This is a genomic window from Ruegeria sp. HKCCSP346 (assembly GCF_017872595.1).
GTDB lineage: Bacteria > Pseudomonadota > Alphaproteobacteria > Rhodobacterales > Rhodobacteraceae > Ruegeria.
Window position 1 is genome coordinate 176655 of sequence record NZ_JAEDOT010000007.1, and the last position, 20794, is coordinate 197448.

Annotated in this window: 21 protein-coding genes; 11 read left to right on the top strand and 10 right to left on the bottom strand. The window is 61.0% G+C overall.

Annotation, left to right across the window (positions count from 1 at the left end; genetic code table 11):
- Positions 1-23: 23 nt before the first annotated feature.
- The 3 genes from I9185_RS17320 to deoC are packed head-to-tail and all read right to left on the bottom strand — an operon-like array spanning position 24 to position 4201.
- Positions 24-833 (bottom strand): SDR family oxidoreductase, encoded by an 810-nt coding sequence (locus tag I9185_RS17320; protein WP_210093684.1) that lies wholly within the window; start codon positions 831-833, stop codon positions 24-26.
- A gap of 24 nt (positions 834-857) precedes the next feature.
- Positions 858-3191, bottom strand: a complete 2334-nt coding sequence (locus tag I9185_RS17325; RefSeq protein ID WP_210093685.1) for an aldehyde dehydrogenase family protein — start codon at positions 3189-3191, stop codon at positions 858-860.
- 11 nt (positions 3192-3202) lie between these two features.
- Positions 3203-4201, bottom strand: a complete 999-nt coding sequence (gene deoC, locus I9185_RS17330; RefSeq protein ID WP_210093686.1) for a deoxyribose-phosphate aldolase — start codon at positions 4199-4201, stop codon at positions 3203-3205.
- Positions 4202-4402: 201 nt separating this feature from the next.
- Here deoC and I9185_RS17335 point away from each other — a divergent pair, with 201 nt between their 5' ends.
- The 6 genes from I9185_RS17335 (at position 4403) to rmuC (ending at position 11714) form a co-directional block, all read left to right on the top strand.
- Complete coding sequence (locus I9185_RS17335) at positions 4403-5356, top strand: zinc ABC transporter substrate-binding protein (RefSeq protein WP_171171957.1); 954 nt, start codon at positions 4403-4405, stop codon at positions 5354-5356.
- A 3-nt stretch (positions 5357-5359) separates the two neighbouring features.
- Positions 5360-6163, top strand: coding sequence for a metal ABC transporter ATP-binding protein (locus I9185_RS17340; RefSeq protein ID WP_152459357.1), 804 nt, complete (start codon positions 5360-5362; stop codon positions 6161-6163).
- 3 nt (positions 6164-6166) lie between these two features.
- Positions 6167-7372, top strand: coding sequence for a metal ABC transporter permease (locus I9185_RS17345; protein WP_170346667.1), 1206 nt, complete (start codon positions 6167-6169; stop codon positions 7370-7372).
- A complete protein-coding gene (locus I9185_RS17350; RefSeq protein WP_171724665.1) occupies positions 7369-8298 on the top strand; it encodes a metal ABC transporter permease in 930 nt (309 codons plus the stop codon). The genes I9185_RS17345 and I9185_RS17350 overlap by 4 nt, the downstream gene beginning before the upstream one ends.
- A 263-nt stretch (positions 8299-8561) precedes the next feature.
- Positions 8562-10427 (top strand): DNA mismatch repair endonuclease MutL, encoded by a 1866-nt coding sequence (gene mutL, locus I9185_RS17355; RefSeq protein WP_210093687.1) that lies wholly within the window; start codon positions 8562-8564, stop codon positions 10425-10427.
- A 57-nt stretch (positions 10428-10484) separates the two neighbouring features.
- Complete coding sequence (gene rmuC, locus I9185_RS17360) at positions 10485-11714, top strand: DNA recombination protein RmuC (protein ID WP_210093688.1); 1230 nt, start codon at positions 10485-10487, stop codon at positions 11712-11714.
- A 3-nt stretch (positions 11715-11717) separates the two neighbouring features.
- Here the strand turns inward: rmuC and I9185_RS17365 are convergent, their stop codons facing one another.
- Genes I9185_RS17365 through I9185_RS17375 form a run of 3 tightly spaced genes read right to left on the bottom strand, consistent with a single transcriptional unit; the run spans position 11718 to position 13485 of the window.
- On the bottom strand, positions 11718-12122 hold the full coding sequence (locus tag I9185_RS17365; protein ID WP_171637262.1) for a hypothetical protein: 405 nt from the start codon (positions 12120-12122) through the stop codon (positions 11718-11720).
- A 45-nt stretch (positions 12123-12167) separates the two neighbouring features.
- A complete protein-coding gene (locus I9185_RS17370; protein ID WP_171637471.1) occupies positions 12168-12818 on the bottom strand; it encodes a ChrR family anti-sigma-E factor in 651 nt (216 codons plus the stop codon).
- A gap of 10 nt (positions 12819-12828) precedes the next feature.
- Positions 12829-13485: a sigma-70 family RNA polymerase sigma factor gene (locus I9185_RS17375; RefSeq protein ID WP_210093689.1), complete on the bottom strand. Its 657-nt coding sequence runs from the start codon at positions 13483-13485 to the stop codon at positions 12829-12831.
- Between the two features lie 146 nt (positions 13486-13631).
- On the opposite strand from I9185_RS17375, the gene I9185_RS17380 reads away from it, so the two are divergent.
- From I9185_RS17380 to I9185_RS17395, 4 genes are all read left to right on the top strand, one after another.
- Complete coding sequence (locus tag I9185_RS17380; RefSeq protein ID WP_171637258.1) at positions 13632-14450, top strand: DUF1365 domain-containing protein; 819 nt, start codon at positions 13632-13634, stop codon at positions 14448-14450.
- 40 nt (positions 14451-14490) lie between these two features.
- On the top strand, positions 14491-14808 hold the full coding sequence (locus tag I9185_RS17385) for a DUF3775 domain-containing protein (RefSeq protein ID WP_117871872.1): 318 nt from the start codon (positions 14491-14493) through the stop codon (positions 14806-14808).
- A 238-nt stretch (positions 14809-15046) separates the two neighbouring features.
- Complete coding sequence (locus I9185_RS17390) at positions 15047-15274, top strand: DUF1127 domain-containing protein (protein WP_171637256.1); 228 nt, start codon at positions 15047-15049, stop codon at positions 15272-15274.
- 58 nt (positions 15275-15332) lie between these two features.
- Positions 15333-15536, top strand: a complete 204-nt coding sequence (locus I9185_RS17395) for a DUF1127 domain-containing protein (RefSeq protein ID WP_171724662.1) — start codon at positions 15333-15335, stop codon at positions 15534-15536.
- A gap of 91 nt (positions 15537-15627) precedes the next feature.
- Here the strand turns inward: I9185_RS17395 and I9185_RS17400 are convergent, their stop codons facing one another.
- From I9185_RS17400 to I9185_RS17415, 4 genes are read right to left on the bottom strand one after another with little or no spacing between them, the layout of a single operon-like run.
- The gene (locus tag I9185_RS17400; protein ID WP_210093690.1) at positions 15628-16770 is read right to left on the bottom strand and encodes a saccharopine dehydrogenase family protein; all 1143 of its coding nucleotides are present in this window, start codon (positions 16768-16770) and stop codon (positions 15628-15630) included.
- A gap of 3 nt (positions 16771-16773) precedes the next feature.
- Entirely contained in the window at positions 16774-17829 is a 1056-nt protein-coding gene (locus I9185_RS17405) for a saccharopine dehydrogenase (protein WP_210093691.1), read from the bottom strand.
- Between the two features lie 14 nt (positions 17830-17843).
- Complete coding sequence (locus tag I9185_RS17410; protein WP_210093692.1) at positions 17844-18458, bottom strand: glutathione S-transferase family protein; 615 nt, start codon at positions 18456-18458, stop codon at positions 17844-17846.
- Between the two features lie 18 nt (positions 18459-18476).
- Positions 18477-19127 carry a histidine phosphatase family protein gene (locus I9185_RS17415; RefSeq protein WP_171637248.1) on the bottom strand — a complete coding sequence of 217 codons (651 nt, stop codon included), beginning with the start codon at positions 19125-19127 and terminating at the stop codon, positions 18477-18479.
- A 136-nt stretch (positions 19128-19263) separates the two neighbouring features.
- On the opposite strand from I9185_RS17415, the gene I9185_RS17420 reads away from it, so the two are divergent.
- A complete protein-coding gene (locus I9185_RS17420; RefSeq protein ID WP_210093693.1) occupies positions 19264-20451 on the top strand; it encodes a Zn-dependent hydrolase in 1188 nt (395 codons plus the stop codon).
- Positions 20452-20794: the final 343 nt, after the last annotated feature.

The window sequence follows — 20794 nt, forward strand, 5'->3', positions numbered from 1 at the left end:
ACCTTTCGGGGGTAAGCTGCGGCTTACCCCTTTTTCATGCTGCGCAGCATGTCTCCCATCATCTGGCCGAACTGGCCCGAGCCGCGCTGATACAACGCCCCGTCCACCGCCAGAACCGTACCGCTGATATAGCTGGCCATGTCCGAGGCCAGAAACAGGCAGGCATTGGCTACGTCCTGCGGGGTGCCCCAGCGGCCCAGCGGCACGTCCCGGCGCAGCTGCTCGCCCGCGTCTGGGGTGGGGGCCAGCCGTTTCGCGCCTTCGGTGCCCTCGATGAAGCCCGGCACCACCGAGTTCACCCGGATGCCTTCCACACCCCATTCCATCGACAGGGTGCGGGTGATCTGATCGACGCCCGCCTTGGCGGCACAGACATGGGCCTGGCCCTCGTAGGGCAGGTAGGATTGCGGCGCCGAGATGTTGATGATGTTGCCGCCGGGGCGTTTCAGATAGGAATAGGCGCCTTTCAGCACATGCACGGTGCCCATCAGGTCGATTTCGACCACGGTGCGGAAGGCGTTGGCCGACATTTCCGCCATCAGCGCCGGGAAGTTGCCCGCCGCCCCCGAAACCAGCACGTCGAAATCACCGAGCGCCGCGTGGAACTGTTTCAGCCCCTCCGCGACCGCTTCGGCATCACGCACGTCAAAGGCCGCGCCGATCGCCTCGGCCGCGCCTGCCGCCTTCAGCGCAGAGACGGTGTCATCCACCTTGTCCTGCGAGCGGCTGGCCACGGCCAGTTTCGCGCCCGAGGCTGCGAAGGCCTCGGCAATGCCGCGATTGATACCGCTGGTTCCGCCAATGACGATGACGGTTTTTCCTGAAAAATCCATGTAGGCCTCCCTTGGCGGGGAGCCCTACTCGCCGTAGGGCACCCAGATGTTTTTGACTTCGGTCGCAGCCTGCAGGAAGCGGCGGGAATGGTCCACGCCCCAATCAAATGCCGTCGCGTTATTCACCCAGGTCCGTTTCAGGTTCCCAGCCGAGACGACCTCGATCTCTTTCGACAGATCGGTGGATGAGAACGACCAGACCGCATCGACATTCAGGTGCGAGGCCAGCGGTTTCGCCAGCTCCGCATGGCTGCCGGTCAGGATGTTGACCACGCCTGCGGGCACGTCCGAGGTGTCCAGCACCTGATAGAAATCGGTCGCCGCCAGCGGGTAGGGCTCGGACGCCACCAGAACCACCCGGTTGCCCATCGCGATCGCCGGGGCCATGGCCGAGACCAGACCCAGCAGCGGCGCCTCGTCGGCGCAAAGCGCGCCGATCACGCCCACCGGTTCCTTCATCGCAATCGCCACGCCCCGGATCGGAACGCCATGCACCTGGCCGTCATACTTGTCGGCCCAGGCGGCGGCGGTGAACAGGCGCTGGATCGCGGCGTCGACCTCTTTCGCACCGTCCTTGCGACCGGTCATGGCGTCGATACGCGCGGCGAACTCGTCAGCACGGGCCGACAGGTTCTCGCCGATGTAATACAGGATCTGCGCGCGCAGATGGCCGGTGGTCTTGGACCAGCCCTTGGCCCCCGCCGCGGCCTCAACCGCGTTGCGCACGTCCTTGCGGTTGGCCAGACCCACATGGCCCAGCAGGCCCGCCTTGCCCCAGACCGCGCGGGAATAGCCGCCATCGGGCCGCGCCTGCTTGCCACCGACATAGAGCTTGGCGGTGCGGTCGACCGGATCGACCGGGCCACCTTCGCCCACAATAGGTTCGATCTTTGTCAGCGGCTTGGCCTTGCCCTTAGGTCTGGTATACGCGGCCAGCCCTTCCCAGCCGCCTTCGCGGCCAAAGCCGCTTTCGCGCACGCCGCCAAAGCCCGCGGCCGCGTCGAACAGGTTGGTGGCATTGACCCAGACCACGCCCGCGACCAGCTTGGGTGCGATGTCCAGCGCAAGGTTGACGTTTTCGGTCCAGACCGTGGCCGCCAACCCGTAACGGGTGTTGTTGGCCAGTTCGACCGCCTCGGCCGGGGTGCGGAAGGTCGACGAGACCAGAACCGGGCCGAATATCTCCTCCTGCATCAACGGGTCCGAGGTTTCGAGCCCGGTGATCAGCGTCGGCGGGTAGTAGCAGCCATTTGCGGGCAATTCGCAGGCAGCCTGATGCACATGGCCCACCGTATTGCTGTCGACCATGGAGGTGATCGTCTGCAACTGAACCGGATCCACCACGGCACCCACGTCGATGCATTTGTCCAGCGGGTTGCCGATGCGCAGCGTGTCCATGCGGGCGCGCAGCTTGGCATAGAAGCGCTCGGCAATGCCCTCTTGCACCAACAGGCGCGAGCCCGCGCAGCAGACCTGGCCCTGATTGAACCAGATCGCATCGACCAGACCTTCGATGGCTGAGTCGATATCGGCGTCGTCGAAGACGATATAAGGCGACTTGCCGCCCAGCTCGAGCGTGAGGGACTTGCCCGACCCGGCGGTGGTCTCGCGGATGCGGCGACCCACTACGGTCGAGCCGGTAAAGGCGATCTTGTCCACGTCTGCGGCCACGATCATCTCGCCCACCGCGCCGTCGCCGGTGACGATGTTGACCACGCCCTTGGGCAGGCCAGCCTGCATGCAGATATCGGCAAACAGCAGCGCTGTCAGCGAGGTGTATTCGGCCGGTTTCAGAACCACCGTGTTGCCCATGGCCAACGCTGGGGCCACTTTCCACGCCAGCATCAGCAGCGGGAAGTTCCACGGGATGATCTGGCCGCAGACCCCCAGCGCCTGTGCGTCGGGCAGCTCGGTTTCCATCAGCTGGGCCATTCCCGCGTGATAGTAGAAATGCCGCTGCACCAGCGGAATGTCGATGTCGCGCGATTCCCGGATCGGCTTGCCGTTGTCCAGCGTTTCCAGCACTGCGAACAGGCGGGCATGCTTCTGTATCAGCCGCGCGATGGCATAGAGGTATCGGGCGCGGGCGGGGCCGCCCAGCTTTTCCCATTTGGGCTGGGCCTTGCGGGCGGCGGCAACGGCGGCGTCCACATCGGCCTGTGTGGCCTGGGTCAGCTTGGCCAGAACCTCGCCCGTGGCCGGGTTGCGGCTTTCAAACCCTTTGCCGGGCTTGGTGAAGGCGCCGTCGATGAAATGGCCGAACGTGTCGCCCTGATCGACCAGCCATGCCAGGGCCTCGGCGGCACTTTCCGGGGCGGGTCCGTATTCCATGGTCTCGAAAATCTCTTTGACTGTCATTTTTTCTGTCCTCAGCCCATCGGGTGCCGGTAGCCGGCCGAGTATGCCCCGGTGACGAAATGTTCCAACTGCCGCTCGATATCGCCCAGCAGGGACGACGCGCCGAACCGGAACAGGTCGGGTTGCAGCCAGCGGTCGCCGAGCTCGTCCTTGATCAGCGACAGGTAGACCAGCGCGTCCTTGGCCTTGGAAATCCCGCCTGCGGGCTTGTAGCCCACGCGATAGCCGGTGCGGTCATAATAGTCACGGATCGCGCGGATCATCACCAGCGACACGGGCAGGGTGGCGTTGACGCTTTCCTTGCCGGTCGAGGTCTTGATGAAATCGGCCCCCGCCATCATGCAGACCAGCGAGGCACGCGCCACGTTACGCAGGCTGCCCAGCTCGCCCGTGGCCAGGATGGCCTTTACATGCGCCTCGCCGCAGGCGTCGCGGAATGCCTTCATCTCGTCATAGAGCGCCTGCCAGTCGCCTTTCAGCACAAGGCGTCGCGAGATCACGATGTCGATCTCCTCGGCCCCGGCCTTCACGCTTTCGTCGATCTCGGCCACGCGCAGGTGAAAGGGCGACAGGCCCGCCGGAAAGCCGGTGGAGACGGCCGCGACCGGAATGCCGGTGCCTGTCAGCGCATCCACCGCCGTTTCGATCATGTCGTGATAGACACAGACCGCGCCGGTGGTGATCGGTGGCATGTCCAGCGCCTTCAGCAGGTCGGGCGACACGGGCTGCCGGGCCTTGGAGCACAGGCGGCGCACGCGGCCCTCGGTGTCATCGCCCGACAGGGTGGTCAGGTCGATCATGGTGATTGCCTTCAGCAGCCACGCGGCCTGATGTTCCTTTTTCACCGACCGGCGCCCGGGCAGGGTCGCGGCCCGGCGCTCAATGGCCGAGGTGTTGGCCTGCACGGCGCGCACCCAGTCCAGGTCCAGATCCATGCCGGGATTCCGGGCTTCGGTCACTTGCGGCAGATGCGCGGTGCGCACGGGGCTTTCTGAGCTCTGCGTATCCATTGTCACGTCCTTTGGGAGGTTTGCGACAAAATCGCACGGGAGACCGGGGAATGGAAGATGCAGGCGGGCAATGTTTGGATAATTTTTGACCAAATGGACAAAATGTAACCGCTTTCTTGCGAATAATTCGCATTAGCGTTGACTTACTTGCGAATGGTTCTCATATTCAGTTCGAACGAGAAGCAAAAACTGAGGTAGAAGATGATTCGCCGGAATTTTCTTGCGGTATTGGCGCTGGCCTTTTCCCTGCCGGTCACGGCCTGGGCCGATGCACCCCTCAAGGTTGTGGCCACGACGGGCATGATTGCTGACGCGGCACGTCAGGTCGGTGGTGATCAGGTAGACGTCAAGGGGCTGATGGGGCCGGGCGTCGACCCGCATGCCTATCGTCAGACCCGCAGCGATATCGTGGCGATGACGCGTGCGGATCTGATCCTGTGGCATGGTTTGTACCTCGAGGCGCAGATGGAAGATTTCTTCCATGACCTTGAACGCAAGCGAACCGTAGTTGCAGTTGCCGAAGGTATCGACACGTCGAAGCTGCGCGCCCATGACGATTACGCCGACAAATATGATCCGCATGTTTGGATGACGCCCGAGTTGTGGCGGGACGTGGTACTTGAAGTGCAGGCAGCCCTCACCGAGGTGCGTCCTGAAGCGGCCGAGGTTTTTGCAGCGAATGCGCAGGCCCACCTGGCAGATATCGATCGCCTGACAGCCTATGCAGATCAAGTTCTGGCGTCCGTTCCCGACAACAACAAGGTTCTTGTAACCGCCCATGATGCCTTTGGTTACTTTGGTGAAAGTTTCGGGTTCGAGGTTCTGGGAATTCAGGGCATCTCGACCCAGTCCGAGGCGGGACTGAACCGGATAGGCGAATTGGTCGATCTGCTGGTTGACCGCAAGATCACGGCTGTTTTCGTCGAAAGCTCGGTCTCGGATCGTTCGATCCGCGCGCTGATCGAGGGCGCGGCCGCCAAGGGTCATGAAGTGCACGTGGGGGGCGAGTTGTTCTCGGACGCCATGGGTGAAGAAGGAACCTATGAAGGTACCTATCTTGGTATGCTGGACCATAACATCACGGTCATTGCCAGTGCTTTGGGTGGCGATGTGCCAGATCGTGGCATGGACGGAAAACTGTCGGCGGGGTTTTGATCGATGCTGGGCCTGATCAGCAATGAAGGCGTGACCGTGGGTGACAAGGGGTTGGCCGACAGCCCCCTTGCCCTGCGCGGCCTGACGGTTTCATACGGGCAGAAACCTGCGGTGTTTTCAGTCGACATGACCGTACAGCCCGGGGCGATGACGGCGATCATCGGGCCGAACGGGGCCGGGAAATCCACATTGCTCAAGGCGGCGCTTGGCATCGTTTCCCCTTTGTCAGGTCAAGTGACCGTGTTTGGCCAGCCATTGGACACGCAGCGCGCGCGCATTGCCTATGTTCCTCAGCGTGCCAGCGTGGATTGGGATTTTCCAACGCGTGTCATCGACGTGGTTCTGATGGGCCTGTCGCGCGAACTTGGCTTGCTGGGCCGCGTGCGTGCCCGCCACAAGGCGTGCGCGATGGATTGTTTGCACCGTGTGGGAATGCGGGATTTCGCGGATCGCCAGATCGGGCAGCTGTCCGGCGGGCAGCAACAACGTGTCTTTCTGGCGCGCGCGCTGGCGCAGGGCGCGGATCTGTATCTTCTGGACGAACCTTTTGCAGGTGTCGATGCCGCCACCGAGAAAGCCATCATCTCGGTGCTGAAATCCCTGAAAGAGGCGGGCAAGACGGTTGTCGTGGTGCATCACGACCTTGCGACCGTGACCGATTATTTCGACCATGTCTTCCTGATCAACACCCGCAAGGTGGCCGAGGGACCAGTGGCCGAGGCCTTCACGGCGGAAACCTTGCAATCAGCATATGGGGGTCGACTGGCAACCGCGCAGATCGATCAGATATCGCGCGCGCTGGGGTAACGCATGCTTTGGGATGCTCTGACCCTGCAACTTGGCTACAACGCCACGCTGGTCGCCATCGGTGCAACCTTGCTGGGTGTTTCAGCCGGTGTGACGGGGACGTTTCTGTTTCTGCGCAAGCGCGCCTTGGTCAGTGACGCAATCAGCCACGCAACCCTGCCGGGCGTCTGTCTGGCTTTCATGGTATTGGTCGCACTGGGAGGAGACGGGCGCAACCTGCTGGGCCTGTTGGCAGGATCGGCCATCTCGGCCTGGATCGGCCTTCTCTGCATGAACTGGCTGACGCGTCACACGCGTTTGGCCGAAGATGCCGCCATCGGAGCGGTCCTGTCGGTCTTCTTCGGCTTTGGCATCGTGTTGCTGACGGTCATTCAGACGATGGGCGTAGGCCGTCAGGCCGGGCTGGAAGGCTTCCTTTTGGGGTCCACTGCCGGGATGCTCTGGGCTGATGCGATGATCATTGCGGTCGGCGGCGCTGCGACGCTGCTGCTGGTCATGATCATTCGTCGCCCGATGATTCTTGTGGCCTTCGATCCTGAATATGCCGCAGCACGCGGGTTGCCGGTGCACAGGATCGATCTGGCCATGATGGGTTTGGTCATGGCCGTGACCGTGGTCGGCCTGAAAATCGTAGGTCTGATTCTGATCGTGGCTTTGCTGATCATTCCCGCCGTGACCGCGCGGTTCTGGTCCGAACGCTCGGACCATGTGGTTCTGCTTGCGGGATTGGCCGGCGGGTTGGCGGGGTACATTGGCGCGGCCATTTCGGCCTCGGCGCCAAACCTTCCGACCGGGCCGATCATCGTTCTGGTCAGCTTTGCCTTTTTTGTCGTGTCTTTGTTTCTGGCGCCGATACGTGGCGTTCTGGCGGCGGTGCTGCGCCATTTGCGCTTTCAGCGCCGGGTGCATATTCGTCAGGGTCTTTTGGCCTTGGCGCAGGGGCAAAAGATCTACGAGCCCCTGACCCTGCGCTTGCTGCGCCGCGCTGGGCTGGTGCGCGCGGACGGCGTTGCAACCGATATCGGCAAAGCCCGCGCGGCCAAGGCGTTGCGGGACGAAAAGCGCTGGGAAATCGTGCGCGCAGATCAGGCGCATGAGGCAACAGCCGCGCTTTATGACGGGTTACGGGACATCGAAACCGTCCTGACCCGCGACCAGATCGCCGAGATAGACCGCCGCATCGGCGGGCCAATGGGGGTGCCGGTATGAGTGGTGAAGAATTTGTCCCTCTGTCTCTGACACCGTTGCTGATCGGTACGTTTGCGGCCATTGCCTGCGCGTTGCCCGGCAATTTTCTGGTGTTGCGCAAACAGGCATTGATCGGAGACGCTATCAGCCATGTGGTGCTGCCGGGGATCGTTGTGGCGTTTCTGATCACAGGGGCGATATCGACCTGGCCGATGATGCTGGGCGCGGCGGGCGCTGCCGTTGTGGCCGTAGTGCTGATCGAAGCCATTCGCCGATTGGGTCAGATCGAACCGGGGGCCGCCATGGGCGTGGTCTTTACCACCATGTTCGCCGCGGGCGTCCTGCTACTTGAGCAGACGGATACGTCGACGGTGCATCTGGATGTGGAACATGCGCTTTACGGCAATCTCGAAAGCCTGATCTGGCTGGACGCCACCGGATGGTCGTCCTTGCTGGACACAGAGGCGCTGTCCGGGCTGCCCCCGGAATTACCCCGCATAGCGCTGACACTGCTCGGTGTGTCTTTGTTCACCTGGCTGTTCTGGCGGCCGCTGAAGATCTCTACCTTCGACGAAGGCTTTGCCCGGACCATTGGCATTCGCACCGGCGTTCTGGGCATGGCATTGGTCATCACCGCGGCCATCGCGGCGGTGGCGGCCTTTGACGCGGTGGGCTCGATCATCGTGATCGCCATGTTCATCTGCCCGCCTGCCGCGGCGCGGATGTTGACCAACCGGCTGGAAGCGCAGATCGCCTGGAGCGTTGTGTTCGCCATTGCCTCGGCGGTGTCGGGCTATGTGCTGGCAGGTTATGGCCCGCTGTGGCTGGGCGGCGCGGATGCCGTCAGCGCGGCGGGTATGATCGCCACGATGTCAGGCCTGATTCTTGCGGCGGCAGCGATGTTCGGACCCTGCCGGGGCAGGATCGGTGCGCGCATATCTGCCTGATCAGGCATTTTTTCGCCACACAGGCCCACACGTCATCGGCCAATCTCTGCCAAGAAACTGAGCCCGAGAATCTTAAACAGATTTTCCGACAGGTGCGTGATACATGCGGTCTCATAAATTTGCTGAAACACACCACTCACTTGGCACGTCCGGGTGATCCGGAATGAGTTCTCGTTCGCGGATACCCGGGCGCCCCCTCTCTTTTAGAATCTGCGGTTCAAACCGGTGGCAGAATCGTGCGCGACTATGCTAGGTGTAGGGGTATGGCGCAGGCAAACCCCAATATCGGCGAAAAACGCCCCGTAATTAGGCAGCTCGACGATGCCGCAATCAACCGCATCGCGGCTGGTGAGGTGGTGGAGCGACCGGCCTCGGCGGTCAAGGAACTGGTCGAGAATGCAATCGATGCCGGGGCCACGCGGATCGCCATCGATATCGCGGATGGCGGCAAGACCCTGATCCGGGTCACGGATGATGGCTGCGGTATCGCGGCGGAAGATCTGCCGCTGGCCTTGTCCCGCCATGCCACGTCAAAGATTGACGGTTCGGACCTGCTGAACATCCACACTTTCGGCTTTCGGGGCGAGGCGCTGCCATCCTTGGGTGCTGTTGGGCGTCTGACCATCACCAGCCGTGTTCCCGGCGCGGATGCGGCGCAGGTGCACGTCGCGGGTGGCAAGATGGATGCGGTCAAACCCGCCGCCCTGCGCGCGGGGACTGTGGTCGAACTGCGCGATCTGTTCTACGCCACACCGGCCCGCCTGAAATTCATGCGCACGGACCGGGCCGAGGGGCAGGCGATCACCGATATTGTGAAACGGCTGGCCATGGCCGAACCTTCCGTGACATTCGCTCTGCGGGATGTATCCGGCGGCGGAGAGGGTCGCGTGACCTTCCGCGCGGATCGCGAGAACGGAGATCTGTTTGATGCGCTCCACGCCCGACTGGCCCGCGTGATCGGGCGCGAATTCGCAGAAAACGCTTTGCAGATTGATGCCTCTCGTGATGGCATCCGGCTGTACGGCTATGCCGCCCTGCCGACCTACTCGCGGGGGGCTGCCGTAACACAGTATCTTTTCGTCAATGGACGCCCCGTGCGCGACAAGATGCTGACCGGCGCGCTGCGGGCGGCCTATTTCGATTTCCTGAGCCGCGACCGCCACCCGGCTGCGGCGTTGTTCATCGACTGCGACCCCACGCTGGTTGACGTGAACGTCCACCCCGCGAAATCCGAGGTTCGGTTCCGGGATCCCGGCGTCGCGCGGGGGCTGATCGTGTCCAGTCTGCGTCATGCTTTGGCGGAAGCCGGGCACAGGGCATCCTCGACCGTGGCGAATGCGACGCTGGGCGCGATGCGGCCAGAACCTGCACAGCCTGCTCCGGCGCGGGTTTACCAGATGGATCGTCCGTCGCCTGCCGCGCGCACGGCGGCGTATCGCGCGCAGGCTCCGGGTTTTGCCGAGCTGGCCAATGACTATAGCGGCAGCATTGTCGAGCCGACCCCGGTTGCGCAGGTCGCCGAGATGCAGGAGCAGCCTCAGGCGCAGGATCTGCCGCTTGGTGCAGCCCGCGGACAGGTGCACGAGAATTACATCATTGCCCAGACCGCCGATGGCATGGTGATCGTAGATCAACACGCAGCACATGAACGGCTGGTTTATGAGAAGCTGAAAACGCAGATGGCCGAGAATGGCGTCGCGGCGCAGGCCCTGCTGATTCCGGAAATCGTGGAATTGTCCGACGGGGATTGCGCCCGCCTGATGGCCGTCGCAGATGACTTGACGCGCCTTGGCCTGACCATCGAGCCCTTCGGCGGAAGCGCCATTGCCGTACGCGAAACCCCCGCCATTCTGGGCGAAGTCGATGCGCGCGCCATAGTCCTCGACATCCTGGATGAACTCGCCGATCAGGGTGAAAGCCAGATGGTGCAGGCAAGGATCGAGGCGATCCTCAGCCGGGTGGCCTGCCATGGGTCGATCCGATCCGGCCGTCGAATGCGGGCCGAGGAAATGAATGCCCTGCTGCGCGAGATGGAGGCGACGCCGCATTCCGGCCAGTGCAACCATGGGCGACCAACCTATGTGGAACTTAAACTCAGCGATATCGAACGCCTGTTCGGACGCAGTTGATCTGGTTTCAAACACGGTTTAACAAGATAGAAACAAAACGAGAACAAACTGACCCCCATGATCCAGATTGCAGGCACTGAGATGGCGTTGAACGATCCCTTGATTCTGACCGTGGGTGGTGTGGTGGCGTTGATTCTGCTGCTGCTGTTCCTGTCGTTGCGGGCGGCCAACCGCTCGGCCCGGATGGCGGAACCTCTGGCGCGGCAGATGACGCATCTGGGTCAGCATGTTCAGCAACTGGGCCAGGGGCAAGAACAGTTGCGCGGCGGTCTTCAGCATGTCTCGGACACTCAGGCCAATGCGCAGATGCAGGTGATTCAGACGGTCGAGGCGCGTTTGGCTTCGGTCCAGCAACAGATGAATGACCGGCTGGCGGATAATGCGATGAAATCGGCGCGTGCGCTGGCCGAGATGCAGGAACGGATGAAAGAAACGTTGCATGGCTCGTCGAAACAGACGGCGACCTCGCTGACCCAATTGCAGGAACGTCTGGCCGCCATCGACAAGGCACAGGACAATATCACCAAACTGTCAGGCGATGTGCTGTCTTTGCAGGATATACTGTCAAACAAGCAAAGGCGCGGGATGTTCGGGGAAATCCAGCTGAACGATATCGTGTCCAAGGCGCTGCCCGCTGACAGTTATTCGTTGCAAGCCACTTTGTCGAACGGCAGGCGGGCGGATTGCCTGATTCACTTGCCGAACCCGCCGGGACCGATCGTGATCGACGCAAAGTTCCCGTTGGAGGATTTCGAGGCGTTGGCCGCTGCGCAGACGAAGGCGGATGTCGATAGATGCCTGCGGGCCTTCGGCGCTGCGGTGAAAGTGCATATCAAGGCGATTTCCGAAAAATACATCCTGGACGGGGAAACCGCGGACGGCGCCTTGATGTTCGTACCTTCCGAGGCGATTTACGCCGAACTGCACGCGCGTCTGCCTGATGTCGTGCGTGAAGGGTTCGCCGCGCGGGTCTGGATCGTGTCCCCGACGACGTGCATGGCCACGCTGAACACCATGCGGGCGATCCTGAAAGATGCGCGTATGCGCGAACAGGCCGGTGCGATCCGCAAAGAGCTGGGGTTGCTGCACAAGGATGTGGACCGCCTGGGCGATCGCGTCTCGAACCTGGATCGTCATTTCGGGCAGGCGGCCAAGGATATCTCGGAAATCAAGATCAGCGCCGAAAAGGCTGGCCGCCGTGCGCAGCGTTTGGACAATTTCGACTTTGAAGAAATCGAGACCAAGGCCGAAAACGGCGTTGTGCCCCTTGCTCGTCACGAAGGTTGAAATCTACTGGATGGACAGGTCCAGATTGTACCCCACGGTTTTTCCGGTATCCCTGTCATTGCCCATCAGATAGACGCGGATCGTATAGTCTCCATCGTCGGGCAGGGTGATCCGAGCCGTATTGCCGTCAATCGACCCGTTATAAATCGCCACACCGTCGCTGCCCGGCGGCAGGATGTTGAAATAGATCACGCCGTTACCATTGGTGTCGCTGACCTGAAGATCGGCAAACATCTCCTGCCCGGCTTTGGCGCCCAGCGAATAGTCGAAGTACTCATCTCCTGAGATGGTTCCGCTGACCATGGTGCCAAAATTGCCGGGCTGAAACTGAACCTCGGCCGACATTTGGGCCGATACGACGGGCGCGACAGCAACGAGAAGGGCGCACACAGCAAGTCTTGCGAACATGATCATTCCTTTCAAACACGCCGCTCGCGGCCCTCGCGGGCAATTTCAGATGCGCAGGAAGGGTTGGAACAGGCGTGGCATCAGCTTGGTGAATTTCAACGGTGCATCCGTAACCGCCAGACAAATGCAGTCTTCCGAAATGTCCGCCACAGGCGTGTGTTCCAAATCCTCGTCCGCGATCTCGACGTCGCCACGGGCGAAGCGATCCACTTCGTCCGAGAATGCGCCCTGAAGCACCATCGTCAATTCTATACCGTTGTGGCTATGATCTGGTACAGCCGTTCCGGCTGGAATGAACAGCAACCGGGCCGAGGCCTCGCTTGTGGTCGGCAGAATGGCCTGTTTCACACCCATGCCGATCGGTTTCCATCGGATATCCGAAACCGTGCCGCCGACATAATCCTGCAACGGGGCCGGCAATACCGAACAGTTCGGACGCGCCGGTTTGGCCGCTGGCGCACCTTTGGAGATCAACGCCATAGTCGCGGCCAGAGATGTATCACTCATGGCGATGGATACAGTCTGTTCCTCCAGAACATGCCCACCTACGGCATCGTAACTTTCCGCCCGCGCACGGCAATGGTCGCAGAGCGACAGATGCGTCGCGACCATCAGGTCGAATGCCTCGGGCAGACTGCCTGCTGCGTATGCCATCAGCAGGTCATCTGTCAGGTGATGTTTGATCGACTTACTCATCATACTCATCTCAGTTCATTGCATGGCGCAAGCGGTCCAGCGCCAGCCTGATTCGTGATTTGATCGTTCCCAGGGGCAACCCGGTCTGAGACGCAATTTCGCGGTGACTCAGATCACCGAAATACGCCTTTTCGATCAGCTCTCTCTGCGCGTCTGGCAACCCTGTCAAAGCGGTGCGAAGCTGCGCGGTTTCTTGTTGCAGCGCGATGACATCGTCCTGCTCAGGCTCGGCCTCGGGACCCCACCACAATTCTTCGGGTTCGGGGCGGCGTTGCTTTCGCAGAACGTCAATGCGCTTGTTCCGAGCAATCGTGAATACCCAAGTAGCCACTGTTGCCCGCGCCGGGTCGAACAGATGGGCTTTGTGCCACAAGGTCGCCATCACCTCCTGCGCACACTCCTCGGCCATCGTGGCGTCTGATCCTGACTTCATCAGGAACGCCTTGATCCGTGGCGCGAAGTGCTGGAACAGTTCGGCAAATGCCGCCTGGTCCTGCGCGTCGCGGATGCGCCTGACGTGATCCACCCATTCGGTTCTGGTCTCGCGCCCGCCGTTACTTCCGTTCACCCGTCTACCCTTGATGCGTTTCTTTTCGCGCCGAGGCTGAAGGGCGGCCGGTTCAGCCGCAGGTTCGTCCAAGGTCACGGTATCGATCTCGGTAAACATAACCTCATTACGGCGCGTTCCCCAAGCCGGATCACTTTATCGGGACATTATGATCCAAATTGTGCAAATTGCCGTATCAGAATTGCCAGCATCTGAGGGAAATCAGTGCAGTTCAAGGCGTTTACGGGAAGGCCAGAAAGCAGCGGATGACGCAGGAAATAGACCATATCGCGGGTCATACCTATCACGGGCGCAAGGGTGCGATTGAAAACGCATTCCGATACTCGGTCGATTACATCCTGTTGGACCCCGAAGCAGAGCTGGACACCCCTTTGCTGTTTTCGGTTGATCGCGCGAATGTCACGAACTGGCGCACCACCGACCATGGGGGAGAGCCGGGTCACGGGGAAGGGGCCCAGTGGCTCCGCGCGCGGTTTGATGAAATGTCGGTGCAACAACCGGCGCGTTTCAAGTTGCTGACGCAACCGCGCGTTTTGGGGCACGTTTTTAATCCCGTCAGTTTTTGGTTCTGTTTTGACGACAGCGATCACCTTTATGCGGTGGTGGCCGAGGTCACCAATACCTATGGCACCCGTCACAGTTACCTGTGTCACAAACCCGATTTCTCGGTCATCGAACCGACTGACAGGGTGGTGGCGGACAAGCTGATGCATGTTTCACCGTTTCAGAAAATCGAAGGCAGCTATACGTTCCGCTTCGACTATCGCGCGGATCGCGTCGGTGTCTGGATTGATTACGGGCGCGCTGATGGTGGGCTGATCGCGACGCTGACCGGCCCGCGGCAACCCCTGACGAACCGCGTGATTCTGTGGTCCTTGCTGCGGCGGCCATTCGGCGCCCGGAGAACCTTTGCACTGATCGTCTGGCAGGCTTTCAGGCTGTGGTTGAAAAAAGCCACCTTTCGCCCGTTTCGTAGGCAACCGGTACCGGACCGGCCGATTTCGCGTGCGCGGAACGAGGGCCGTTGTTTGCGTAAGATCAAAGACTCGCCCCCCGTTCGGTGATTGTGATGGCACAACAACCGCGAACACGAGGAGCTGATGCATGTTGGAAATATCGGCAAGAAAGGTCGCTCAGATTGCCATGATGGGGCGCGAGCTGAACCGGGCAGAAGGTGAAATGCGCGCCTTCATCGAACGTATGAGCGAAGACGAGCAAGCCGAACTGGTTGCCATCATGTGGATCGGCCGCGAAAGCTTTTTCGCCGAGGATCTGGCCGAAGCGATTGCCACTGCCAAGGCCGAGGCCTCGACCCCCTGTGCCGACTACCTGATCGGCACTCCGCACATGTCAGACCACCTTGAGAACGGTCTGGACGCGCTGGGGATATCAGCCGAGGACGTTGAAAACGATCTGATGTGACCTGCCTGCAAAGGGGCGGTTTCTGCGACGGATCGACATTCGCGTTATCTTGATCCGCCACTGAAAAGACATGTCGCGGGCCTGGATCGAAGACTGTAATCAACGCGCCGGTCCAGCCCGAACTTTCCCTCCAATACAGTCTTAACAAACCTTAATGAACCGGTTTGGCAACGTTAAGGCAGCCTTCCCAAATCTGATGTCAGGAAGACAAAGACATTGAGTTCAGGAGGAGAAAGACATGGCACATACACAAACATTCGAAGGCCGGGGTGGCCTGCTTGACGGTCTGTTTTCAAACTATGCAGAAGCAAAGGTCGAGCATTTCCGCCGCCGGATTTTTTCGAAAACCGTGCGGGATCTGGAAAAGCTTGATGACGTACAACTGGCCGACATCGGCATCCAGCGGGATCAGATCAAAAGACGCGCATATGAAAGTGTGTATCACAACAAGCCATACCGGCAGTGATCAAGCATTCAGCGTGAACTGAGACAATCCCCAAAAGCATGTTAGCGAGGTTACCAGAATGTTCGACGTCGTACCGCCCACCAATCAACCGGCTCCGGCCGCCACTGCGCTTTTGCTGTTCGATCGTGCCATGCGAATCCGTTCGATCAGCCCTGATATTGTCCGCGCAGCCCAGCATCTGAATGCTTTGACCGATCATCAGTTGTCCGAGCTGGGCATCAACCGCAGTGATATCGAAGATACCATCCAGCGGTATATCTGAAGTCCGGGTGAGGGAAACCCGAACGAGGACAACATGCGTAAAGTGGAACAATGAAAGCCATTCCAGGCAGTCTGGAATGGCTTTTTTGCATTCAGGCCGTGTGATCGACGATTTGCAGATGTTGGGCCAGCTTTTCGATTTCACCCATCCATCCCTGCACCAGCTTTGGATCGCTGGGGGCCGCGTGAACACCGGCCGGGATGGCGCGGTTCAATACGGCCTCGACCGCAAGTGAGACCGGAATCGACACCAGACGCGCCATCGCCGTGCCACGCTCGTCGCCCCAGGCATCCATGACATAGGTCTTGTGCCAGACTTCGACGCCGTCTTTCTCGGCCTTCAATCCCACGCACAACACAACACGATCAGGCTCGCCTTCGTCATAGGCGTTTTCCTCCCAGAACTGGTCCGACATCTCTTTCAGACGCGCATCCCCTTCCGGGCCGGACAGGGTTTCGATCTCGGTGAACACATCCGACCACGCGTCGGCCCAGCCGTTCAGACGCAGCGTGCCGCGGACGAATTCCTTGACCGGCCAGTGATCCTCGAAATGGTATTGCGCCATGAAGGGTATCGAATCGCGGTTCGGATAGACCTCGAAGCTCTCCGGTGTGGGCAGCGGCGCGACATAGCTGCTGATCGCATCCCAGGGGCGGGCAACGTCCAGCGGCGCGTAATCTCGGATCGATTTCGACGGCGACCGCAGCGCTTTCAACACGCCCAGCGGCGACCAGCTGAATTTATAGCGGAACGGGTTGGGGTTCTTGGGAATGCCGCCGCAATAGGAAATGAAGCTCAGGTGGTTTTTCGGGTCGAAGGCGTCGGAGGCGCGGTAGTCGTCCACCAGCGCATGCGCCATCAGGTGATCGATGCCCGGGTCCAGCCCGACCTCGTTGACCAGTGCGACGCCGGCGTCGCGCGCCTTGTCGTCCAGCGCGCGCATCTCGGGCGCGATATACGAGGACGAGACGAAATTGGCCTGTTTCGAAATTGCCAGGTCCGCAAGCGGTACATGCCAGTCGCCCGGCAGCATCGAGACGATCACATCGCCCTTCTCCAGTACGGCGCCAAGCGCGTCGATGTCGAAGGCGCGGATGTCATCGGTCAGGTCTCCGACCTCGGCCCTGGCCTTGTCGACGGTCCGGTTCCACACGGTGACCTTGTGGCCGCCTTCGAACAGGCGACGCAGGCCGGGAATGGCCGAGAGGCCGGTGCCACACCAATGAATGGTCATCGTTCAGAGTCCTTCAATATGCGTTTTGTAAGTTGCTTCTGCCCGACCCCAGACACCGCTGTCCAGATCGGTCAGAGTCAGCAAGGACGGCAGCAGTTGCGCGGCATAGTCTTCCGAGCTTTCGACCGGCAGCATCGACGGCAGGTTGTCGATCGCCATCACGTCCATCACCGGGTCGGTGGCCACGCGCAGGGCGGGTTCTTGCCACGTGGTGGCGCGGTCATAGACGGGCACCGGGTTGTAATCGCTGTCCGGGTCGCAGGCCACGTCACCGATGGCGGTCAGCTTGCGCGGGGCGGTCAATGCCTCGCGCGGGACGAAGACAGGCGTTCCGGGGCGCGCGAAGATGCAGTTCAGGAACAGATCAAGGTCGAGGATTTCCGGGAAAGGCCCACCGCGCGCGGTTTCGGCCATGTCCCACTTGGTGACCGCGACGCCCATCGCCTCACACAGGTCTGCGGCGCCGGTGCCTACACGGCCCAAAGCTCCGATGACGATGGCGCGGGGCCGGGGCGCGCCTGTGGCGTCCAATTCTGCCAGAAGTTCGGCGTTCAGCGCGTCCTTGCCGGGATAGACGCCGACAGGGCCGCAGATCTCGCCCCGTTGCTGCGCCGCCCAGGTCTTGAGCGTCACCGCCGCGCCCGCGTAGCCTGCCCAATAGCCGAATGCGGCGACCCGGCGACCATCTTCATCCACAAGGTATTCCAAATCATATAGCGTGCCGCCGCCCGCCTTGAACCGTTCCAGCAGAGCCCGGCCCGAATGCTGGCCCTTGAAGGCATGGCCGAACATGATGTGGCGGTGGGGCAGGGGTGTACCGTCTTCGGGCAGTTCCTTGAGGCCGAAGATGATCGCGTCCAGCGGGGCCTCGGGCCAGGAATTCTCGGGCGCGATCTCGCAGCCTGCTTCCTTGTAGCCGTCCAGTGGAATGGCGCGGGCATGGCTTTCCTCGACCGTCACGCGGATGCCGGCCGCGATCAGCGCGGCGGCACCTTCCGGCGTCAGCCCAACCCGTTCTTCGTTCGGGCGCTGTTCTGCCCGGACCCAGAGATGTGTCATCTTATTTCCTTTTGTCAGAGCATTCCGGCAGCACGCACTGCCTGAACCGAAGGGCGTGCCTCCATCGCCTCACGGAAGGCGACGATTTTGGGAAAGGCTGAAACGTCCACGCCATCGCCTTCCAGCCAGCTGCACACCACATACAGATAGGCATCGGCCAGCGAGAACGCCTCGCCCAGCACAAATGGACCACGCAGGCCGTTCGACGAGATATAATCGCAGGACGCGGTCATCGTCTGCGCGACCTTGTCTTTCATGTCTTTACAGCTGGATTTCTTGTCGGCCCAGCGGTGCCCGCGCAGCTTGTGCGCGTGGTTCACATGCATGGTCGAGGCAAGGTAGAACATCACTTCGCGCATCCGGGCAGCCATCACCGGATCAGCCAGCACCAGCCCGGCCTCGGGGGCCTTGGCTGCAACGAATTCCAGCAGGGCTCCGGTTTCAGTCAGGATGCCGCCATCCACCACCAGCGCCGGAACGCGGCCTTTGGGGTTTATTTGCTTGTAAGCTGGTTTCGTCTGTTCGCCCCCGGCGAAGTCGAGTTTGATCGCTTCGTATTCCAGCCCGGCCTCTTCCAGTGCGATCGCGACAGCGACCGAGATGGTTCGGGGTGCATAGTAGAGCTGCATCAGGCGTCTCCGATCTGGTTACAGGTGGGTCTGCGCGAACTGCCGATCAGGGGCTTCCAGATGCGGAACGGCATTGAAAAGAACCGGGCTCAGCTGAGCGCCAATCGGATGCAGACGATGCATCGACGTGTTCATGATGGCAAGGGCCACCCGTGCCATTGACGGGATATCCAACCCCATCGCCTGCCGCACCACCATCGAAATCAACCCGCCCGAGGTCACGACGATGGCCGGTCCGCCCTCGGTCCCGATCTCGTGCAGCGCGTCGCGCACGCGCGTCTCGAATTCTTCGAAGGTTTCCGGCGGGTTCTTGATTTCGCCATTGGCCCAGGCCGCAAATGTTCTGGGCAGGTGTTCGACGAAACCTTCGCGGTCGGTGGGGATCGCGACGCCGTGTTGGTCCTCGAACAGTTGCGCCAGCGTGAAATACTCGATCTCGTTCAGTCGCGCGTCACGGATTGGATCGTGCAATCCCATGCTGTCCGCTGTCTCGGCGTGACGGGTCAGGGTGCCGCAATAGACCCGGGCATAGTGGCTGCGGGTGTCGCGCAGATGCGCCCCCAGCCAACGCGCCTGCTGATGCCCCAAGTCGCTGAGCCTGTCATAGCTTGCCTCGTCCCGCGCCGTTGTGTTTGCCTGCCCGTGACGCACCAATGTGATATGTGACATGTCGGTCCCTCTTGCGCCGAAGTCTTAGGGCAGGTTCCCCTCTGGTGCCAGAGGGGTTTCACGCCTGTCGAAAAAAACCTCGCTCCTTTTCTGTTTCTGGCTATGGTTCGCCCCGAACAAACCTTCGGAGGGGTATATGACCGTCGATCACACGCGTTTTCTGACCGACCTGCATAAGTTGCGTGCATTTGGTGCCGCAGGAGTGGGCAAGGGGGTTGTCCGCCCTGCCTATTCCGACGCGGATATCGCTGCGCGCCAGTGGCTTGCCGGACGTATGCGCGAAGCGGGCCTGACTCCGCAGTTTGACCCGGTGGGAAACCTGTTCGGATTGGCGTCCGGCCCTTCGCTGTTGATGGGATCACATTCCGACAGTCAGCCCGAAGGCGGCTGGCTGGACGGCGCCCTTGGCGTCATCGCCGCACTGGAAGTTGCACGTTCCGTCGACCGTCCCATTTCAGTTGTCAGCTTTCAGGACGAAGAGGGGCGGTTTGGCGTGACCACAGGTTCTGCTGTCTGGTCGGGCGGGTTGTCTCTGGAAAAAGCCGATGTGTTGACCGATGGGGCGGGCGTCAGCTTTGGCCAGGCCCGATCGTCTATGGCAGATCTGTCCCAGGGATTCGTGGACCCGTCCCGTTTCAATGGCTTCATAGAGATGCATATCGAACAGGGCCCCTCACTGGACGCGTCCGGAGACCAAATCGGAGTCGTCACCGATATCGTTGGCATCCGCGATATGTCGATCACATTCGAAGGTCAGCAGAACCACGCCGGCACCACCCCCATGCACCTGCGCCGCGACGCCTTTCAGGCCCTGTCCCTGTTCAACACCCGGCTCAATGAGAGGTTTCGCAATGTCGTCACGCCGCAGACGGTCTGGACCATCGGGCGGGTCAACCTGCATCCAAACGCTTCGTCCATCGTGCCGGGACGGGTTCGGTTCTCGATGCAATGGCGCGATGCTGATGCAGACCGTTTGGCCCGGATGGAGGAGATCATTCGGGCGACAGCACAAGAAACCGCTGAGCAAATGGGGATGAGCTTGGATTACGGCCCCATGCTGGGGCTGGATCCCGTTGCCATGGATCCGACCTTGCGCTGCGCTCTTGAACGCGGTGCAGAACAGGTCGCACCGGGTCGGTGGCGCAGGATGCCCTCGGGGGCCTTGCACGATGCCACCAATGTGTCTCGCCTGATGCCGGTCGCGATGCTGTTCACGCCCTCGATCGACGGTATCAGCCATGATTTTGCAGAAGATACCGCAGAGGTCGACTTGATTGCCGGGCTTGAAGTTCTGGTGCGTGCGGTGCGGTCCCTCTCTGTCTGAACGTCACTTTGCGCCGAGAAATCCCGAAGAAGGTATGTATCGACGGTGAAATCCTTCCCTCTGGTATCCGGTCGGACGCCAGGGAATTCACGCGATGGAAACAAGGGTTGTTGCCTAACGGAAAAAAGTTTCCTATAGGAACATTCATGGTGCATGCGTCTGTATACCGCCTCTTCTACGGATCGGTGTTTCACTAAAAACCGGGTGGAATCATTGCATTCTATGCGGCTTGGGGCAGACTGACGGTTATGCATTTTGACCTTTGGATAATCGGAAGTTGACCGGATCATGACCACACCGAAGCGCACGCCCTTGTATGACCTTCACGTCGAGCTTGGCGGCA

Bases quoted from the DNA above. Each gene is read 5' to 3' on its own strand.
- I9185_RS17405 (WP_210093691.1), bottom strand. From the start codon at position 17,829: ATGACACATCTCTGGGTCCGGGCAGAACAGCGCCCGAACGAAGAACGG.
- mutL (WP_210093687.1), top strand. From the start codon at position 8,562: ATGGCGCAGGCAAACCCCAATATCGGCGAAAAACGCCCCGTAATTAGG.
- I9185_RS17365 (WP_171637262.1), bottom strand. From the start codon at position 12,122: ATGTTCGCAAGACTTGCTGTGTGCGCCCTTCTCGTTGCTGTCGCGCCC.
- I9185_RS17370 (WP_171637471.1), bottom strand. From the start codon at position 12,818: ATGAGTAAGTCGATCAAACATCACCTGACAGATGACCTGCTGATGGCA.
- I9185_RS17320 (WP_210093684.1), bottom strand. From the start codon at position 833: ATGGATTTTTCAGGAAAAACCGTCATCGTCATTGGCGGAACCAGCGGT.
- deoC (WP_210093686.1), bottom strand. From the start codon at position 4,201: ATGGATACGCAGAGCTCAGAAAGCCCCGTGCGCACCGCGCATCTGCCG.
- I9185_RS17390 (WP_171637256.1), top strand. From the start codon at position 15,047: ATGGCACATACACAAACATTCGAAGGCCGGGGTGGCCTGCTTGACGGT.
- I9185_RS17340 (WP_152459357.1), top strand. From the start codon at position 5,360: ATGCTGGGCCTGATCAGCAATGAAGGCGTGACCGTGGGTGACAAGGGG.
- I9185_RS17385 (WP_117871872.1), top strand. From the start codon at position 14,491: ATGTTGGAAATATCGGCAAGAAAGGTCGCTCAGATTGCCATGATGGGG.
- I9185_RS17395 (WP_171724662.1), top strand. From the start codon at position 15,333: ATGTTCGACGTCGTACCGCCCACCAATCAACCGGCTCCGGCCGCCACT.
- I9185_RS17410 (WP_210093692.1), bottom strand. From the start codon at position 18,458: ATGCAGCTCTACTATGCACCCCGAACCATCTCGGTCGCTGTCGCGATC.
- I9185_RS17325 (WP_210093685.1), bottom strand. From the start codon at position 3,191: ATGACAGTCAAAGAGATTTTCGAGACCATGGAATACGGACCCGCCCCG.
- I9185_RS17375 (WP_210093689.1), bottom strand. From the start codon at position 13,485: ATGTTTACCGAGATCGATACCGTGACCTTGGACGAACCTGCGGCTGAA.
- I9185_RS17345 (WP_170346667.1), top strand. From the start codon at position 6,167: ATGCTTTGGGATGCTCTGACCCTGCAACTTGGCTACAACGCCACGCTG.
- I9185_RS17380 (WP_171637258.1), top strand. From the start codon at position 13,632: ATGACGCAGGAAATAGACCATATCGCGGGTCATACCTATCACGGGCGC.
- I9185_RS17400 (WP_210093690.1), bottom strand. From the start codon at position 16,770: ATGACCATTCATTGGTGTGGCACCGGCCTCTCGGCCATTCCCGGCCTG.
- rmuC (WP_210093688.1), top strand. From the start codon at position 10,485: ATGATCCAGATTGCAGGCACTGAGATGGCGTTGAACGATCCCTTGATT.
- I9185_RS17335 (WP_171171957.1), top strand. From the start codon at position 4,403: ATGATTCGCCGGAATTTTCTTGCGGTATTGGCGCTGGCCTTTTCCCTG.
- I9185_RS17415 (WP_171637248.1), bottom strand. From the start codon at position 19,127: ATGTCACATATCACATTGGTGCGTCACGGGCAGGCAAACACAACGGCG.
- I9185_RS17420 (WP_210093693.1), top strand. From the start codon at position 19,264: ATGACCGTCGATCACACGCGTTTTCTGACCGACCTGCATAAGTTGCGT.
- I9185_RS17350 (WP_171724665.1), top strand. From the start codon at position 7,369: ATGAGTGGTGAAGAATTTGTCCCTCTGTCTCTGACACCGTTGCTGATC.